Below are 18,890 nucleotides of genomic sequence, written 5' to 3' on the forward strand. Positions count from 1 at the left end.
TTTATGCATTTTAGAGTAAGCCTTGGTCTCTAAATTTACGTTTCGTTTTAAATGCCATTCCAAAGATTGCACACATAACGACAACCCCTACAACAACACCAATCCAACCTATCGTTTCATATTTATCGCCAATCATAAATACAAGTGAAAAGGCAAATCCAATACTGATCATTGATAGAATCGCTGCCAATGCATAAATAAACATTACAAATTTTGCTTTATTCATATTTCCTGCCTCCGGACATCTTTTATATGTGACTAAAAAATGATATTAATTATTGTGAAAAGACATTTAATCTTTCATGTGCTATAATATCACAGTTAAACAATTGAAAAAAGAATATGGAGTGGAATAATGACAAATTTACGTCAAGATATTCGTAATATCGCAATTATAGCTCACGTTGACCATGGTAAAACAACGTTAGTAGACCAATTATTAAAGCAATCAGGTACTTTCCGTTCAAATGAACGTGTAGAAGAACGTGCAATGGACTCTGGTGATATAGAGCGTGAACGTGGGATTACGATTTTAGCTAAAAATACAGCAGTAGATTATAACGGTACTCGTATCAACATCCTTGATACGCCTGGACACGCAGACTTCGGTGGAGAAGTTGAACGTATCTTAAAAATGGTAGATGGCGTTTGTTTAGTTGTCGATGCGTATGAGGGTTGTATGCCTCAAACACGTTTTGTATTAAAGAAAGCATTAGAACAACGTTTAACACCAATCGTTGTAGTAAACAAAGTAGATAAAGATTCAGCTCGCCCACTTGAAGTAGTAGACGAAGTATTAGAATTATTAATCGAGCTAGGTGCAGATGAAGATCAATTAGATTTCCCAGTTGTTTATGCTTCTGGTGTAAATGGTACAGCATCTTTAGATCCAGACCCAGCAAACCAAGAAGAAAACATGACTTGCTTATTCGAGAAAATTATTGAAGCAATCCCAGCACCAATTGATAACTCAGAAGATCCATTACAATTCCAAGTAGCATTACTTGACTATAATGACTTCGTTGGTCGTATCGGTATCGGTCGCGTATTCCGCGGTAGAATTTCTGTAGGTCAACAAGTTTCTCTTATGAAATTAGACGGTACAGTGAAAAACTTCCGTGTAACAAAAATCTTTGGTTTCTTCGGTCTTAAACGTGAAGAAATCCAAACAGCTATTGCTGGTGACTTAATCGCGGTTTCAGGAATGGAAGACATCAACGTTGGTGAAACAGTTTGTCCAATTGATCATCAAGAAGCGTTAGTACCATTACGTATTGATGAGCCAACATTACAAATGACATTCTTAGTAAACAACTCACCATTCGCAGGTCGCGAAGGGAAATGGGTAACTTCTCGTAAAATTGAGGAACGTTTACTTGCACAATTACAAACTGACGTATCTCTACGTGTAGAAGATACAGAATCTCCGGATGCTTGGACAGTTTCTGGTCGTGGTGAGCTTCACTTATCAATCTTAATCGAAAATATGCGTCGTGAAGGTTTCGAATTACAAGTGTCTAAACCACAAGTAATCATCCGTAACATCGATGGCGTGAAGTCTGAGCCAATCGAGCGCGTTCAAATCGATGTACCTGAGGATTCTGTAGGTTCGATCATCGAATCAATCGGTACTCGTAAAGGTGAAATGTTAGATATGGTAAACAACGGATCAGGACAAGTACGTTTAATCTTTAACGTACCAGCACGAGGTTTAATCGGTTACACAACTGAGTTCATGTCAATCACAAAAGGTTTCGGTATGATGAACCATACATTCGATCACTACGCTCCAGTAGTAGCAGGTAAAGTTGGCGGCCGTCACCAAGGTGTATTAGTATCTATGGAAAACGGTAAAGCAACAACTTACGGTATGATGGGTGTAGAAGATCGTGGTACATTATTCATCGAGCCAGGTACTGAAGTATACGAAGGTATGATCGTTGGTGAAAATACACGTGATTCTGATATTACTGTTAACATTACAAAACAAAAACAAAAAACAAATATCCGTTCGGCAAACAAAGACCAAACGAATGTTATTAAAAAGCCTCGTATTTTATCACTTGAAGAAGCATTAGAATACTTAGGTGATGACGAGTATTTAGAAGTAACACCAGAATCAATTCGTTTACGTAAACAGATTCTTGATAAAGGCGAACGTGAACGCGTTGCTAAAAAGAAAAAGAACGCTGAGTTAGAAGCTTAATTGGCGTCAATAAGGAAAGGTGAATGATGTTGGCTGTGTTAAGTAGCTATTTTGATTTAGTATTACTAGCATCTATATCTAGTAGTGAAAATGAATATGTCTTTAATCGTATGTCAGGGATTACAAGTTATTTATACCAAAATTTACCAAACTACGACATGGCTGGTTATGTAACATTTATTCTCGTGTTCCTTATGTCGGCAATAGTTTACAAACTAGGGTTTGCGAAAAAACTAACATTAGGAAGAAATATTGTTATCTATGCGTTCCTATTTATCGGATGTATGATATTAACTTTTCTAGCGTTATTCCTACCGATGATTGAAGGTTTAATTGTCGCTGCGTTGATTCTAATTGTTTATAAATCACGTTTATGGCGAGAAAAACGAGAAGAAGCGAAGCAGGCAAACTAATACTTTTAAAGAGGTGTGTTAATTTAACACACCTCTTTATTTTTAAGTGTGTTTATTTGAAACCGCTTCAATGGAAACGTTATAATTCATTAATGGGGATAATAAATTAAATGGAGTAGAGAATAAAATGAATTTTACTAAAAAACAAGTCATTATAACAGTCGCTTTAGCGCTAGTTATCATATCTTGCATTATCTTCGTTCCCGCTGTTCTAACAGCAAAAAACGAAGATAATGCAGCGGCAGAATTAAGCAATATTTACAATGATCAATTTGTCGTAACAAAATCGACAGCACCTGCAATTGGTGATGATTTTGAAATTACTGTCCAGTCGGAAAAGACAAATGCAGTGTATGATTTTGAAGTAAAAGACGGTGAATATTTTGGTGAATACTTTGCTGAAAATGTTAACATACAAGTTAACGAAATGATTCAACCAATTGTTGGAGAAGATATTTTAGTTATGTCCAATGTATTCCAGGATGGCTTGAAAGAAGAAGCGACTTTGGAAGAAGTAAATGTCGAAAAAGCTACGGTTCATTTAGTGGTGGATGAAGATATTTCAGAAGATACAGCCAAGAAAATTGCCGATACATTAAAAGCTCAATTTGGGGAAATCGCAGTTACGGTAGAAGCTTATGTTGTAGATGAAGAACGTGTATTTGAAGGGGTAAAAACAGAAGTAATCAATTTTTTCCAACTAAGCAAAATCAATGCACAAAGCTTTGTTGACTTCAAGTTCCACAATCAGTCATTTCAATTTTAATTAATGCAGATGTTATGTATGTCTAACTGAAATTAATAAGAATAAGAAAAAATATCAATTTTCTCATGGGAGAGAAAATTGATATTTTTTGTTTTTGTTCCCGACTCTTTAAAATTCTTCATCAAATTTAGACGATGTTCTGAAGAAGCGGAAATTTCCTGTTTCAATACGTTTCTGCGTATTATCTGTGATGCGTTCTGAGCACGATGGACACATAAACGTATGAATTGGGCGATTTCGCAATTTTTTTGCTAAAGGTAGATCGTTTGGCAAATCATGTAGTGTATCACAAATGACACATTTTACACGCATGACGAATTCCTCCTATTGAATACGAATCGCACGCACATTTTTTATTGGATTTTCCACATTTGAACCGTCTGCAAAAAGTACATGTACTGGACCGTCCTCTACAAGCGGTTTACCATCTTGGCTAAATTTAAAAATAAAGTTTTCAGCCTGTTGCAGTGGGAATACAAACTCTTCATCTGTCGTACATTCGAAAACGACTTCGTTTGCACCATCTATAATTTGTGCATTATTTAAAAACGGCTTAATTTCCATTCCGAATGTTCCTGTAAGCATACCTTTTCGATCAAATTTACGCTCTGTTTTTAAAGTCGGCGGAAATACAGCACCTTCCATTATCTCGCGTGACCAGTGTGCACCCATATCACGTAAGTACTTTTCATTATCTTCTTCAACTTTTTCCGAAACAAAATACGTTTTCAGATTAAGTTTACGATCATCAAAAATCCATACGGTAGGGTCTAACGTCAATTGGAATTTGACCGCGCCTTTTATAGGAATGATTGTTTCGACCATTTGTAAGTCCCCCCTAAACTATTTTCCTTCATCATTATAACGCTATTCCCGGTAGAAAGAAATATAATTGAATTGAATGTAAATCATACAAAGACGCTTGCATTTTTGAATGTAAAAAGATACACTTTATTAAGATAGAATCGAAGAAATATCATAGATGGGGGCGTCCTCATGGATACGAAAGCACAAGCTTCCTTTCAGGAAAAAGCATTAGAGCTACTAACTGCGGATGCAGATAAAATTGCTCGATTAATTCGCGTACAAATGGATAATTTAACTATGCCGTCTTGTCCGTTATATGAAGAAGTATTAGATACACAAATGTTTGGTTTATCACGTGAAATAGAATTTGCTGCAAGGCTTGGGCTAATTGAGCGTGAACAGGGAAAGAAAATTCTCGATTCTTTAGAGAAAGAGCTTTCTTTATTACATGATGCGTATACAGACAAATAAAAGAAAACTCAAACGCTACATTGCGGTTTGAGTTTTTTTTTCAAAGAAGAGGTTTATAACATGAAACATTACTTTAAAAATTATTTTCGCAATTTCGATTACAGTCTGTTGTTTGTTTATATTCTATTAATGTTATTTGGACTTGTTATGATTTATAGTTCGAGTATTTGGATTTCTATTATTCAATATGATGCAAATCCGAATTTTTATTATAATCGCCAGCTCGTCAATATAATTTTAGCGTTAATTTTGTTTACGGTCGCTGTCATTACGCCTTATAAAAGATTATCAAGCAAAACAATTTTAGGCGTACTCCTTGCTGTTATGTTTATACTAGAGTTATGGCTTATAGTTGCCGGTAAAAATATTAACGGATCAAAAAGTTGGATTAGCCTATTTGGCCTTATGAATTTCCAGCCATCCGAATTTGCAAAGCTCTTTATTATAGTATTCTTTGCGGGTACATTTTATCGTAAAAGCGTGAATCGTGGTTCAATGCAGCTACTAACATTTGATGATGTGTCGTATCCTTTGGGCATGTGGCTATTTATCGTTCTTGTTGTTGGATTTGAAACAGATCTAGGCGCACTGGTTATCATTGTTGCCATTGCACTGGTCGTTGTTATTACGAGCGGACTTAAGGGTAAAACGCTCGGCAGAATTTTTGGATTATTATCGGCATTGGGTGTTGTCGGAATGATTGGGATTTTAATATTTAAATGGGATACGGTTTTTAATGCGAGTCGTAGAGGCCGTATTACTTCCTTTTTGGACCCTTTCAGCGATCCGCTCAATTCGGGGTATCATGTTGTGAACGGCTATTACGCAATAGGTGCAGGGGGCTTGGAAGGACGTGGGCTCGGACAATCGATTCAAAAGCTGGGATATGTACCAGAACCTCAAACTGACTTTATAATGGCAATTATAGCCGAGGAATTGGGGATCTTGGGGGTATCAATTGTTATAATTGGATTAGGCTATATTGTTATGCGCGGTTACTATATCGCGATGTCAACGATGGATCCGCTTGCACGAATGTTAGCGGCGGGCATTTCTACATGGATTGGATTACAAACTTTTATTAATTTAGGTGGATTATCGGGACTTATCCCGTTAACCGGAGTAACGCTTCCTTTTATTAGTTATGGCGGTACTTCTATATTATTGCTTTCAGTAGCAATGGGGATACTTATAAATGTCTCCACACATCACAAATTGGAAAAAAGAAAGTAATTGGGGGATGAGGAGAAATGAAGTCGATTAAAAAGATTCTAGTTGCAAACCGGGGCGAAATAGCCATTCGTATTTTACGAGCATGTAATGAATTACATATTAAGACGGTAGCGATTTATTCACGTGAAGATAGTGGTTCATATCACCGTTATAAAGCGGATGAAGCTTATCTTGTCGGTATGGGGAAAAAGCCGATTGATGCATATTTGGATATTGAAAGCATCCTGAAAATTGCTAAAGATGCGAATGTGGATGCAATTCACCCAGGGTACGGATTTTTATCTGAAAATGTTGTTTTTGCAAGACGTTGTGAAGAAGAAGGCATTCAATTTATCGGTCCTACTTCGGCACACCTTGATATGTTTGGCGATAAAGTAAAAGCTCGTGAACAAGCAATTTTTGCTGATATTCCTGTTATCCCAGGTACAGATGGGCCTGTAGATAGTTTACAAGAAGTTGAGAAATTCAGTGAAAATTATGGTTTCCCAATTATGATTAAAGCAGCTCTTGGCGGCGGTGGGCGTGGAATGCGTTTAGTAACCTCGAAAGAAGAGCTTCAATCGTCCTATGAACGAGCAAAATCAGAAGCAAAAGCAGCATTTGGCTCAGATGAAGTATACGTAGAAAAGGCAATTATTAAGCCGAAGCATATTGAAGTGCAAATTATCGGTGATACACACGGTAATATTGTGCATTTATATGAGCGGGACTGCTCGATTCAACGACGACATCAAAAGGTTGTTGAAATCGCACCATCCAATTCAATTTCGGAGCAATTGCGCAACGAGATTTGTGAAGCAGCTGTTAAATTAATGAAAAATGTAAATTATATTAATGCAGGTACTGTGGAATTTTTAGTAGCGGATGATAAATTTTATTTCATCGAAGTAAATCCGAGAATTCAAGTAGAACATACAATTACAGAAATGATTACCGGAATTGATATTGTACATGCTCAAATTAAAGTAGCAGAAGGGCGTAACCTGCACTCGAAGGAAGTTGGCGTACCTGCACAAAATAAAATTCCACTATTCGGATACGCAATCCAATCTCGTGTAACGACAGAAGATCCGGCAAACAATTTTATGCCAGATACAGGTAAGTTGATGGTATATCGCTCAAGCGGTGGTTTTGGTGTACGTTTAGATGCTGGGAATGGTTTCCAAGGTGCTGTTGTAACACCATATTATGATTCATTGTTGGTTAAGATTTCAACGTGGGGTATGACGTTTGAAGAAGCAGCAGCAAAAATGGACCGTAACTTGCGCGAGTTCCGTATTCGTGGAGTTAAGACGAATATTCCGTTTTTAGGCAATGTAGTATTGCACAATAAATTTTTATCAGGCGAATTTGATACGAGCTTTATCGATACAACGCCTGAATTATTTGAATTCCCGGAACGCAAAGACCGTGGAACAAAACTATTAAACTATATCGGCAATGTAACATTGAATGGTTTCCCAGGTGTTGAGAAACGTACGAAGCCAATATTTGTACAGCCTGAAAAGCCGAAAGTGGATATTTTAATACCTTCAGCTTCTGGAACAAAGCAAATTTTGGATTCCCATGGCGCGGATGGACTAGTGAAATGGATTAAAGAGCAGGAAGATGTACTTTTAACAGACACAACATTCCGCGATGCACATCAGTCGCTGCTTGCTACACGTGTGCGTTCACAGGATATGCTTGAAATTGCGGATGAAACGTCACGTTTAATGCATAACTATTTCTCGCTTGAAATGTGGGGCGGTGCAACATTTGATGTAGCATATCGCTTCTTAAGCGAAAACCCATGGGACCGGTTAGAAAAATTACGCAAAAAGGTTCCAAACGTTTTATTCCAAATGCTATTGCGTGGAGCAAATGCAGTCGGGTATACGAATTACCCGGATAATCTAATCCGTGAATTTATTCAGGAGTCAGCAGCTTCTGGAGTGGACGTTTTCCGTATATTCGATTCACTAAACTGGATTAAGGGCATGGAAGTAGCAATTGATGAAGTGCGTAATAGCGGAAAAGTTGCAGAAGCGGCGATTTGCTATACAGGAGATATTTTAGATGATTCCCGTGCAAAATATACAGTTCAATATTATAAAGATATGGCAAAAGAGCTTGAAGCAACAGGTGCGCATATTTTAGCGATTAAAGATATGGCAGGTTTACTTAAACCACAAGCTGCATATCGCCTGATTTCAGAGCTTAAAGAATCTACAAGTCTACCAATACATTTGCACACACATGATACGAGCGGGAATGGAATTTATTTATATGCAAAAGCAATCGAAGCGGGCGTAGATATTATTGATACAGCCTTAGGTTCTATGGCTGGTTTAACATCACAGCCAAGTGCCAATTCCTTATACTATGCGATGAAAGGTTCAGAACGAAATGTAAGAGCCGATATTGAAAGCTTGGAAAAGCTATCATATTATTGGGAAGATGTACGTAAATACTACGTTGATTTTGAAAGCGGTATGAATGCACCACATTCTGAAATTTATGTACATGAAATGCCTGGTGGCCAATATAGTAATTTGCAGCAGCAAGCAAAAGCTGTAGGGCTAGGCGACCGTTGGGATGAAGTGAAATCGATGTATTCTCGCGTAAATTTAATGTTTGGTGATATCGTAAAAGTAACGCCTTCTTCAAAAGTTGTTGGCGATATGGCATTATTTATGGTCCAAAATGAATTAACAGAAGACAATATTGTTGAGCGTGGGCAAACAATCGACTTCCCTGAGTCTGTAATTGAATTTTTCCAAGGTTATTTAGGTCAGCCACATGGAGGATTCCCAAAGGAAATTCAGCAAGTTGTATTAAAAGACCGTACACCAATAACGGTGCGACCAGGAGAGCTATTGCCACCGGTTGATTTTGATAAATTGTCAGAGGAGTTAACAGAAAAGTTCGAACGTACACCATCCAAACAAGATGTACTGGCATATGCATTGTATCCGAAGGTGTTCGAGCAATATATGCAAGCGGTAGAATCATTCGGTGATATTTCTGTACTCGACACAGCAACATTCCTATATGGTTTAAGGCTGGGTGAAGAAATTGAAGTAGAAATCGAAAAAGGAAAAACACTTATTATCAAACTTGTTTCAATAGGCGAGCCTCAACATGATGGTACACGCGTACTTTATTTTGAAATGAACGGTCAATCCCGTGAGCTAGTTATTCAGGATTTAACAGTTGAAGTAGATGGCAGCATTGCGTTAAAAGCCGATCCTTCCAACCCTAATCAAATAGGCGCAACAATGCCCGGAACGGTATTAAAAGTTGTGGTGAATAAAGGAAGCTCAGTTAAACGCGGCGAACATTTATTAATCACGGAAGCAATGAAAATGGAAACGACAGTACAGGCGCCAAAAGATGGTATTGTAAAAGAAGTGTACGCTAAAGCAGGCGACGCTATTTCAACAGGTGATTTATTAATAGAATTAGAGTAATTAATAGTGATAGCGCTACTTTATAATTAGTTCAGATAAAAAGAGAAATTGTACAGTGCAATTTCTCTTTTTACGTATGGGGGATTAGGTTCAAGTTCGGGAGGGTCCGCCCTCAATGAGTACATAAAAAAATAATAAAGCGCCGCAAATTTCAGAACAAAAATTTGCGGCGCTTTTTATTTTAAAATTGACTAGTCCTACTAATCTCTGTTTCTTTTCTACTTCGATCTTGAAACTATCATAATTAAATAACATAATAATCCGAATAATAGGGTAATCAATAAAGAATGCATTAAAGATACAAACAACTGTAGCTTTAAAAGTACTACAAGCATTCCAGCGATAACTTGTAAAATAACAATTGAAAGGGCAATAATCCAGCCCCAATAAATAACGCGTTGCTGTTTATAGTTTCTAATGACATGGATGGCAATATACGCAATCCATATAACGAATAGTAATACTGCAAAACGGTGACCCATTTGAACCCATTCGTACATATTGTATGGCAACGCAAATGGCTGATTGTTTCGGCAGAATGGCCAATCTGGACATACAAGGCTTGCATCAGTATGGCGCACTAGAGCACCCGTGTATACAACTATATATGAATATAAAGTAACGCATATTGTATGTATTTTTAATTTCTTGCTCATGTATAAGCGGTCAGCATCAAATTTTTTATCAACCTCAAATACTATTAATGTAAGAAGTAGAACCGCAGCAAAAGAGATTAATGAAATACCGAAATGCAACGCTAATATAAAGTCGCCTTGACCCCAAAGAACTTGGGCAGCACCAATTAACGCTTGGAGAACTAAGAAGAACATTGCTAAAAAGCCTAATAATTTTACTTCACGAATATGACCTAGAGTACGCCACGTCCAAACAACTAAAATTAAAATGAAAATTGATACAGATCCAGTAACAAGACGATGTGAAAATTCGATTAATACTTCCGTTGTTATTTCTTTGGGAATCAACGAACCATTACAGTCAGGCCAGTTTCTTCCACACCCAAGACCGCTGTCAGTCTTTGTAACAAGTGCTCCTCCTTGAAGGATGAGTAGCATACCGAGTGTAGACAATACAGCAAACCATTTTAAAAACTTATGATATTTTTGATGCATATAGTGAGCCCACCTACTTTAATTTTCAGGTCGCTACAAAGAGCGTCTCTAGTTTTAGATGATAGCGAAAAAATGTTAAAAATACAACTTCTATCAAGGTTTGTAATGTAAACGTATCCATTTTTTCACAAATTGTTCATAAATTCGTCTCCTATCCTTCACAAATATTGGCAGAAAATGCATTACTATAAAGATGTTGTTTTAGATTTCTGTACGCTTCGACCTGTTTGGCATGGTGAAATTTGAAATTTCTCGAAACGTGTAGAAATCCGATACAAATTTAGATATAGTTATGGTAGCGGAATATGCTTACAAATTTGAAAGGAGTAGTAATATATTGGACACATTTACCATAGTGCATGTAACACTATAGCTTTAACGATAATACTTCTAATAAGTTTTCTTGCACTTATAGATTGAAATTGGTAATCAAAACCAGTGAAGACTTAAATGAAGATTAAAAGTTAAATAGTCTAAAACGCTTCTCGCCATGCCAATAGTACGTGAGAAAGATTCGCTAAGTGAAGAAGACAGCAGGTAAAGGTGTAACCAAAATTACAATATCCTTCCTCATACGTAGGCGAAATTTTGTAAAAGATGGCATGATTCGCTGCCGGCATGTGGGGACTTATAAACATTCAGTCCCGGTTGCACATGAAAATATAATGAAGAAAGAGGGGTTTAATAAGCTATGATGAAAGGGCTTAAAAAATGGCGACTATTTTCGCTATTAACAGTAATGACAGTATTCCTTTCAGCATGTGGTGAAGAATATATTTCAACTCTTCGCCCAGCAGGTGCGGTCGGTAAAGAGCAATTAGATATTTTAATATTATCTATTTGGATTATGACATTAGTAGTAGTTGTAGTTTCGGCTATCTATTTAGTAGCATTCTTCAAATTCCGCCGTACAAAAGTTGGCGAAAACCATATGCCAAAGCAAGTGGAAGGTAGCCACACATTGGAAGTTATCTGGACAGTTATTCCGATTATTCTATTAATAATCTTAGCTGTACCGACATTAACCTATACTTATAAATTTGCAGATGTAGCTGCAATGGATGAGGTAGACGAAGAAGGTAATAAAACTGCACTTACAGTAAATGTAACGGCAAAGTTATATTGGTGGGAGTTTGAGTATCCAAACCAAGGAATTATTACAGCTCAAGAATTAGTAGTTCCAACTGGAGAAAAAGTATACTTCAACCTAATCGCATCTGACGTTAAGCACTCATTCTGGATTCCTGCAGTAGGCGGTAAGATGGATACAAACGTTGATGGCATTAACAAATTCTATTTACAGTTTGATAAAGAGTCTGCAGGCTTAAATGATGGAGAAGGCGTATTCTACGGTAAATGTGCTGAATTATGTGGTCCTTCCCATGCATTAATGGACTTTAAAGTAAAAGCGCTTGAGCCAGAAGCATTTAATGCTTGGGTAACAGCAATGCAAGCAACAGAAGGCCAAACAGCAGATAGAGAATCATCTGATATTGGTGAAGCAACATTTGCTAACTCTTGTTTAGGATGTCACGCAGTATCGGCAGTTGCCGGTAATGGTCTTGGCCCTAACTTAACAACATTTGGTGACCGTAACCGCGTAGCTGGTTTCATGGATCATACGGTAGAAGATACTACTGAATGGATTATGGATGGTATGGAGCCTGAATCAAAACTAAAACCAGGTAACTTAATGACTGGTAAATATAATGTTACTCCGGAAGAAGCAAAAGCAATTTCAGAGTACTTAATGACATTAACAGTTGAAAAGTAATTTAAAACGAGAGAGAAACTTTGAAGGAGGTTAAAGTTGTGAGCTCTGTTACACAGAAAAAGGGCTTCGGGGCACATGTATGGGACTATTTAACAACGGTCGATCATAAAAAGATCGCCATTATGTATTTAGCCGCCGGTACACTGTTCTTCGCAATTGCAGGATTTGAAGCGTTACTTATGCGTATTCAATTAATGTTCCCAGAAAGTACATTCATTTCTGCAGGCCTATTTAACGAATTATTAACAATGCACGGCACAACGATGCTGTTTTTAGCAGCAACACCTATTATATTTGCATTTATGAACGCGATCGTTCCACTTCAAATTGGTGCGCGTGACGTTGCATTCCCGTTTTTAAACTCATTAGGATTTTGGTTATTCTTTATTGGTGCGGTATTCCTTCACCTATCATTCTTTTTAGGTGGAGCACCTGATGCAGGTTGGACTTCGTATGCATCATTATCTTTATACTCACCGGGCCATGGTATTGATTTCTATATTTTAGGTCTACAAATTTCTGGTGCGGGTACGTTAATCTCAGGTATTAACTTTATCGTAACAATCATTACGATGCGTGCACCTGGTATGACGTTTATGCGTATGCCACTATTTACTTGGACTACTTTAGTTTCAAGTTCATTAATCTTATTCGCTTTCCCTCCACTTACAGGTGGATTATTCTTAATGTTAGTTGACCGTATGTTCGGAGCAAATTTCTTCGATCATACAATGGGTGGTAACACAATTATTTGGGAGCATTTATTCTGGATTTTCGGTCATCCTGAAGTTTATATTTTAGTATTACCAGCATTTGGCCTATTCTCTGAGATTATTCCAGTGTTTGCTCGTAAACGTCTATTCGGATACTCTTCAATGGTATTCGCAACAATCTTAATCGGTTTCCTAGGGTTCATGGTATGGGCTCACCACATGTTCACAGTAGGTTTAGGTGCTACTGCGAACGCAATCTTCGCTGTTGCAACAATGGCGATCGCTGTTCCGACAGGGATGAAAGTATTCAACTGGATTCTTACTATCTGGGGCGGTTCAATTAAAGTTACAGTACCAATGCTTTATGCACTTGGTTTCATCCCGTCATTCGTTGCGGGTGGGGTAACAGGTGTAATGCAGGCAACTGCACCACTTGACTACCAATTACATGATTCTTACTTTATCGTAGCCCACTTCCATTATGTAATTGTAGGTGGTATCGTAACAGCATTATTCGGTTCAGCACACTTCTACTGGCCGATTATGTTTAACCGTGCGTTGAATCCGAAACTGGGAGTACTTACTTTCTGGATATTCTTTATTGGTTTCCATTTAACGTTCTTCGTACAGCATTTCTTAGGATTAATGGGTATGCCACGTCGTGTATTCACGTACATGGGTGGTCAAGGTTGGGATTTATTCAACTTTATTTCATCAATCGGTGCTATTATGATGGGTATCGGGGTAATAATATTAGTAATCGATGTATTATTATCAATTAAATCAGAGCCGGTTAACCGTCGTGATTACTGGGGCGATGGTCGTTCTCTTGAGTGGGCAATCGAAACTCCACTGCCATTCTATAACTTTAAACAAACTCCACTTGTTCGTGGATTTGATCCTTATTGGATTGAAAAAGAAGAGGGTAACAAAGAAGGTATGGTCTATGCAGAGCCACTAGGTGAAATTCATATGCCAAACAATTCAATTTTACCGTTCATTATGTCAATTGGTACGATGATTGCTGCATTTGGTGCGTTATATAGCCCATGGGGTGATCAAGTGCAAGCAGGTACAGCTACAGGTGCTCCAGCAGTGGTTTCATTAGCATTGATTATTGGTGGATTAGGTTTAACTATTGCATGTATGATTATTCGTTCATTCAAAGATGATTTAGGATTCCATGTAACAGTTGCCGAAATTGAAAGCATTGAAGCAGATTTAGCTAACTACCGTGCAACAGGTAAAAAAGGGGGTAACAAGTAATGGATATTAATCAAAAATTTACTCCACAAACTTGGCCAAAACACCCTGAACAAGCTACATTGGAAGGGAAAAACAAGTTAGTTGGACTTTGGATTTTCCTTGCATCGGATACAGTGTTATTCGCGAGTGTATTTGCTACATATATCGCACTTAAAGATAGCGGTCCAGCAGGTATGGAGTTCGCGGCAAGAGATCTATATGAATTACCGTTAGCATTTATTATGACAATGCTGCTTTTAACATCATCGTTGACATCGGTATATGCAATGTACCATATGAAAAATTACAACTATTCAGGTGTTCGTACTTGGATGGGGATTACAGTTCTTTTAGGCTTAGGTTTCTTATGCTTGGAAATTTACGAGTTTTACCACTATGTGCATATTGGATTTGGTTATACACAATCTGCATTCTCCTCTGCATTCTTTACACTTGTAGGGATGCATGGGCTTCACGTAGTCATTGGTTTAGTTTGGATTACAGGTTTAATCATCCGTAACAGTAGTCGTGGATTAAACTTATACAATGCACCGAAGTTTTTTGCCGCTTCTCTATACTGGCATTTCATCGACGTTGTATGGGTATTCATCTTTACAGTAGTATATCTGATGGGAGTGTTGGGATAATATGGGACACGAAACTCATGTAGAAGTACGTACTCAGGCACAATATGAATATGATAAAGCTCATTCAAGAGCTCATATGCGTAAACAAGTAGTAAACTTTGCGATCATGATTTTCTTAACATTTATCGCGTTTGCTGCTGTATTAGCAGATTTTTCACCAACTTTTATCATTCCAATTATTTTATTGTTAGCTGGAATACAAGTGGTGCTGCAACTATATGCTTTTATGCACTTGGAAGATCGTTCAACTCATATGGTTGGCGTAATTGAATTCTTTATTTGGAGTGCAGCCTTTATTGCGTTTACGTTCTTCGTAGCGTTTACAACAATTATTTGGTGGGGCAATTACTAAACCAGGCGTCCTTAGCGAAAGCTAAGGACGTTTTTTTATTTTTTGGATCAAGCCGCTTGCGCTATCGCGACGCGGCGGAAAGCGGAAATACTATGTTTTATATCTTTATTTTTGCAGAAATTCACTTTATGCCAAAGCAGATTGACGCGGAGTGAAGGGTGAGCCACCAAAATACTTCCTTCAACGAAAAGGGTTATGTGAAGTGTAGGGAGTACTCCTTGGTGATTAAGCGTGCAAGGAAAATGGGTTGCTCCTGTCGCTGACGCTTTCATTGCAAGGAAAGACTCTACCACGGAACGTAGTACAACAGACTCGAACTTCAAAAACACATGCCTCAACGTCATTTCCCCACAGCGCAGCAGAATGATTTTAATTGAAAAATCTTGTTTTTCAATCTTGTCATCCCCAACGTATGGTGATGAACTAATTTTTTATTATAAATAATATTAAAAAAACATGTTTAATTTCAAGCAATTGTCATAGTTCTTTCATTGATGTTGGAGAAGTTGCCATCTATAATGAAGTTACTGAGGTTAAAGGAGCGGTTCATATGCCGATAAGTATATTTGGTTTTCAAGCATTATGGAGTCCCTATTTATTGGTGGGCTTACTATTCATAACAATTTTCTATTTTTTAATAACGGTCAAGTGGCAAGGTAAATTTAAAGAAAGTGAACCTTTAAAGAAAAACGAGGCAGTATACTTCATTCTTGGAATCATTTCTTTTTATATTATTAAAGGATCTCCTATTGATTTGCTTGGCCATATTATGTTTACAATGCATATGGTGCAAATGGCATTTTTATTATTATTAGTTCCGATCCTATTTATAAAAGGAATTCCTTGGTGGGTTTGGAAGGTAGTGGTGGAGGCACCAATTATCCGGACAATTTTTCAGGTTTTCACTAAACCATTAGTTTCGATTGTAGTATTTATTGGTCTATTTTCGGTTTACCATTTACCATCTGTTTTTGACACGATAAAACTAAATGAGCTTTATCATTTAGCGTATACATCGATCTTATTTATTTCCGCTATTTTTATGTATTGGCCACTATTAAATAATGTAGAGGGTCAGCATGAAATGAAAAATATGAATAAATTAGCTTACATTGCATCGAATGCGGTTTTAATTACACCTGCATGTGCACTTATTATTTTTGCTACAAGTCCGATGTATGGTACATATAGCGATAGTGATATGTGGCTGAAGGCAATGGAATTATGTGTACCTTCTACAACATTGTCAGGGCTTACGTTATCAGGGCCAGAGTTATTCTCGAATATGGATTTAATAAGTGACCAGCAAGTAGGCGGTGTATTGATGAAAATAATTCAGGAAATTATTTTCGGAGTTATTTTATTTAAGATTTTCCGTAGATGGTGGAATACAGAACGTAAAAATCCAGAGGAAATTACAGAAAATGCTTTAAAAGAGTTCCAAAATAGAACTCGATATCAATAGCATGGTAAACTGTTTATACATGTTGGAAGCATCAAATAATTGGATTTATATTGGACATATTATTTAGATTGGGGATTTGAAAATGAATGTACCTATTTTACCGACAATAAGCACAGCGTTTATCGTCATCAGTGCGGTGCTCGTTGCAATTGGTTGGGTATTAATTGCAAAAAGAAATATAGAAGCACATAAAAAAGTGATGATGGCAGCTGGTGCATCAGCTTTGATTTTCTTTATAATCTACGCATCACGTACAGTATTCATTGGTAACACAGCTTTCGGTGGTCCAGATGAATTAAAAGGATATTATACATTCTTTTTAATTTTCCATATCACTTTAGCAACAGTGGGGGCAGTGTTTGGAATTACGAGCTTACTTTCTGGTTTTAAGAATAACCTGAAGTTGCATCGCCGTATCGGACCGATTACAAGTATTATTTGGTTTTTCGTAGCTATTACAGGTGTGGCCGTATATTCACTGTTGTATATTATATATGAAGGTGGAGAAACAACTTCTGTATTCAAAGCCATTTTAGGCTTCTAATTCAAAAAGTTCCTATACAGTATTTTGTATAGGAACTTTTTTGTATTTAATCCAAAATAAAAAAGCTGGATATTTGCCAGCTTTTTAAAAGGATTATATACCGTATGCAGCAAGCTCTCTTCGAACATCTGCCAATACTTTTTCGCATTCTTTTACAAGATGGCCAGGGAATACTTCATCAGTGTATTCAACGCCATGTGGATAATAGTATTTTCCAATTGCAGGCTTGTTAATGTTTAAAGTGGCATTATGAGCACCTACGTCACCTGATACTGCGTTACAAAAAACACGTAAATAAAAACGGCCTTCACGTACATCATAACAACGATCAAATGCCATACGGTCATAATCCCATGCACCATGGCACTCTAAACCGAATTTGCCCATTACTGTCGTTAAAACTTCTTGATCAACCTTTACATTTTCGAGTTGTGTGTCTTCAAAATACATTTCATAATCCTCCTTTTGCCTAACATACATAAGTATATGGTCAAATTTAATAATAGAACAAAATGGTAATCGATGCAATGACAACATTGTGTCATCGTGACCAAAATTGGTATAATTATACTAAGTAAAATAGTGTTATGGGGGACTTCTATGAAGGTGATGTTTCAAATATTAATAGTAGCGACGTGTCTTGTTATTCTTGTCTATTATACAGAGGGTAACTCACCACAAACGGAATTATTGGAAGGACCGCCTGTCATAACAAAACCGATTGCGGATGTAGAAAGCCAGCAGAGAGATCTTGAATATCAACCGCGTCCCGCATCAGGGATTTCTAATTTTATCGGCAAAACACCGAATGATATCCTGGAAACCTACAATCGACCAAATCGCATTGATCAATCAGAATTTGGCTATGAATGGTGGATTTATAATTTAAAGAATGGGTTGTTAATGGTCAGTATAAAAGATAATAGAGTTAATCAAATCTATACGAACAACATGAGCTTTCACTCAAGTCCGTTTGTAATAGGACAAACATTGGAAGAAATTTATCGGACAACTGTTTTTGGGCAAGAGGTAACTGTGGAGATTGATGAAAATATGTATATTTTTGCAATGAATGAACAGGATTTACATAATAGAATTTTAGTAAAATACGATGATCTATATGCCCAATTATACATAGATGACATTACAAAACAATTGCATAGTGTCCGTTTTCTGGATGGAGAAACACTTGTATTGCATAAACCTTATGAAATGCAATTTTTTGGGGAACTTTACGAGGCAAGCACACCATCAAGCTATAAGCAGATTGATATAAATTTGGCCAACAGAAGGCAATTGACTGACTTGGCTAATTCATTTCGCATAAAATATGATTTACCAGTATTATTGCCGCTGGATAGTCTATCATCATTAGCTAGTGAAAACAGCGAGGAAATGTTTTTGCAGACGATGGAGTCGCATACTACGAATGGTGAAAACTCAATAGAGCAGCAACTAAATGAATTGCAACAGCAATATAACCAGCACGGGATAAATGTTGCAACAAATTATAAAGATGCAATCGAGGTGTTGCACGGGTGGCTAAACTCCAAAGAGCATCGGGCATTGCTAACAGATGAGCAATTTACGCATATTGGTTCGGGTGCTTATTTAAATTACTTTACACAACTTTATGTTGAACAAAAATAAAATAATGAAAATTAAACGCTGC

Annotated in this window: 18 protein-coding genes; 13 read left to right on the top strand and 5 right to left on the bottom strand. The window is 37.2% G+C overall.

Annotated features, from left to right (window positions below; all coding sequences use genetic code 11):
• Positions 1 to 10 precede the first annotated feature (10 nt).
• Positions 11 to 226 (bottom strand): DUF5325 family protein, encoded by a 216-nt coding sequence (locus tag SNE38_RS02695; protein WP_191702254.1) that lies wholly within the window; start codon positions 224 to 226, stop codon positions 11 to 13.
• Between the two features lie 129 nt (positions 227 to 355).
• Between SNE38_RS02695 and typA the strand changes: the two genes are divergently transcribed.
• The 3 genes from typA (at position 356) to SNE38_RS02710 (ending at position 3,385) form a co-directional block, all read left to right on the top strand.
• The gene (typA, locus tag SNE38_RS02700; protein ID WP_191702255.1) at positions 356 to 2,206 is read left to right on the top strand and encodes a translational GTPase TypA; all 1,851 of its coding nucleotides are present in this window, start codon (positions 356 to 358) and stop codon (positions 2,204 to 2,206) included.
• Between the two features lie 26 nt (positions 2,207 to 2,232).
• Entirely contained in the window at positions 2,233 to 2,619 is a 387-nt protein-coding gene (locus tag SNE38_RS02705) for a YlaH-like family protein (protein ID WP_404829001.1), read from the top strand.
• Between the two features lie 127 nt (positions 2,620 to 2,746).
• Entirely contained in the window at positions 2,747 to 3,385 is a 639-nt protein-coding gene (locus SNE38_RS02710; RefSeq protein WP_336045824.1) for a fucose permease, read from the top strand.
• A 108-nt stretch (positions 3,386 to 3,493) separates the two neighbouring features.
• Here SNE38_RS02710 and SNE38_RS02715 read toward each other — a convergent pair whose 3' ends face one another.
• Positions 3,494 to 3,697, bottom strand: coding sequence for a YlaI family protein (locus tag SNE38_RS02715; RefSeq protein ID WP_336045825.1), 204 nt, complete (start codon positions 3,695 to 3,697; stop codon positions 3,494 to 3,496).
• Between the two features lie 12 nt (positions 3,698 to 3,709).
• Positions 3,710 to 4,210, bottom strand: a complete 501-nt coding sequence (locus SNE38_RS02720; RefSeq protein ID WP_191702258.1) for a peptidyl-prolyl cis-trans isomerase — start codon at positions 4,208 to 4,210, stop codon at positions 3,710 to 3,712.
• Positions 4,211 to 4,381: 171 nt separating this feature from the next.
• On the opposite strand from SNE38_RS02720, the gene SNE38_RS02725 reads away from it, so the two are divergent.
• Genes SNE38_RS02725 through pyc form a run of 3 tightly spaced genes read left to right on the top strand, consistent with a single transcriptional unit; the run spans position 4,382 to position 9,348 of the window.
• Positions 4,382 to 4,663 (top strand): YlaN family protein, encoded by a 282-nt coding sequence (locus tag SNE38_RS02725; protein ID WP_191702259.1) that lies wholly within the window; start codon positions 4,382 to 4,384, stop codon positions 4,661 to 4,663.
• A 60-nt stretch (positions 4,664 to 4,723) separates the two neighbouring features.
• Complete coding sequence (locus SNE38_RS02730; protein WP_191702260.1) at positions 4,724 to 5,896, top strand: FtsW/RodA/SpoVE family cell cycle protein; 1,173 nt, start codon at positions 4,724 to 4,726, stop codon at positions 5,894 to 5,896.
• 17 nt (positions 5,897 to 5,913) lie between these two features.
• On the top strand, positions 5,914 to 9,348 hold the full coding sequence (gene pyc / locus SNE38_RS02735) for a pyruvate carboxylase (RefSeq protein WP_191702261.1): 3,435 nt from the start codon (positions 5,914 to 5,916) through the stop codon (positions 9,346 to 9,348).
• Between the two features lie 218 nt (positions 9,349 to 9,566).
• Here the strand turns inward: pyc and SNE38_RS02740 are convergent, their stop codons facing one another.
• Positions 9,567 to 10,478 (bottom strand): COX15/CtaA family protein, encoded by a 912-nt coding sequence (locus SNE38_RS02740; protein ID WP_191702262.1) that lies wholly within the window; start codon positions 10,476 to 10,478, stop codon positions 9,567 to 9,569.
• A gap of 691 nt (positions 10,479 to 11,169) precedes the next feature.
• On the opposite strand from SNE38_RS02740, the gene coxB reads away from it, so the two are divergent.
• The 6 genes from coxB (at position 11,170) to SNE38_RS02770 (ending at position 17,218) form a co-directional block, all read left to right on the top strand.
• On the top strand, positions 11,170 to 12,252 hold the full coding sequence (coxB, locus tag SNE38_RS02745; RefSeq protein WP_191702263.1) for a cytochrome c oxidase subunit II: 1,083 nt from the start codon (positions 11,170 to 11,172) through the stop codon (positions 12,250 to 12,252).
• A 38-nt stretch (positions 12,253 to 12,290) separates the two neighbouring features.
• Positions 12,291 to 14,231 (top strand): cytochrome c oxidase subunit I, encoded by a 1,941-nt coding sequence (locus SNE38_RS02750; protein WP_191702264.1) that lies wholly within the window; start codon positions 12,291 to 12,293, stop codon positions 14,229 to 14,231.
• The gene (locus tag SNE38_RS02755; RefSeq protein ID WP_191702265.1) at positions 14,231 to 14,857 is read left to right on the top strand and encodes a cytochrome (ubi)quinol oxidase subunit III; all 627 of its coding nucleotides are present in this window, start codon (positions 14,231 to 14,233) and stop codon (positions 14,855 to 14,857) included. The genes SNE38_RS02750 and SNE38_RS02755 overlap by 1 nt, the downstream gene beginning before the upstream one ends.
• Before the next feature lies 1 nt (position 14,858).
• Positions 14,859 to 15,209, top strand: coding sequence for a cytochrome C oxidase subunit IV family protein (locus SNE38_RS02760; protein WP_191702266.1), 351 nt, complete (start codon positions 14,859 to 14,861; stop codon positions 15,207 to 15,209).
• 550 nt (positions 15,210 to 15,759) lie between these two features.
• On the top strand, positions 15,760 to 16,674 hold the full coding sequence (gene ctaG, locus SNE38_RS02765) for a cytochrome c oxidase assembly factor CtaG (protein WP_191702267.1): 915 nt from the start codon (positions 15,760 to 15,762) through the stop codon (positions 16,672 to 16,674).
• Between the two features lie 82 nt (positions 16,675 to 16,756).
• Positions 16,757 to 17,218: a DUF420 domain-containing protein gene (locus tag SNE38_RS02770; RefSeq protein WP_191702268.1), complete on the top strand. Its 462-nt coding sequence runs from the start codon at positions 16,757 to 16,759 to the stop codon at positions 17,216 to 17,218.
• Between the two features lie 93 nt (positions 17,219 to 17,311).
• Here the strand turns inward: SNE38_RS02770 and SNE38_RS02775 are convergent, their stop codons facing one another.
• A complete protein-coding gene (locus SNE38_RS02775; RefSeq protein ID WP_191702269.1) occupies positions 17,312 to 17,668 on the bottom strand; it encodes a YugN family protein in 357 nt (118 codons plus the stop codon).
• Between the two features lie 150 nt (positions 17,669 to 17,818).
• On the opposite strand from SNE38_RS02775, the gene SNE38_RS02780 reads away from it, so the two are divergent.
• Positions 17,819 to 18,868: a CAP domain-containing protein gene (locus SNE38_RS02780; RefSeq protein WP_336045826.1), complete on the top strand. Its 1,050-nt coding sequence runs from the start codon at positions 17,819 to 17,821 to the stop codon at positions 18,866 to 18,868.
• Positions 18,869 to 18,890 lie beyond the last annotated feature (22 nt).

It is taken from the genome of Solibacillus ferritrahens (genome assembly GCF_037027585.1).
GTDB lineage: Bacteria > Bacillota > Bacilli > Bacillales_A > Planococcaceae > Solibacillus > Solibacillus ferritrahens.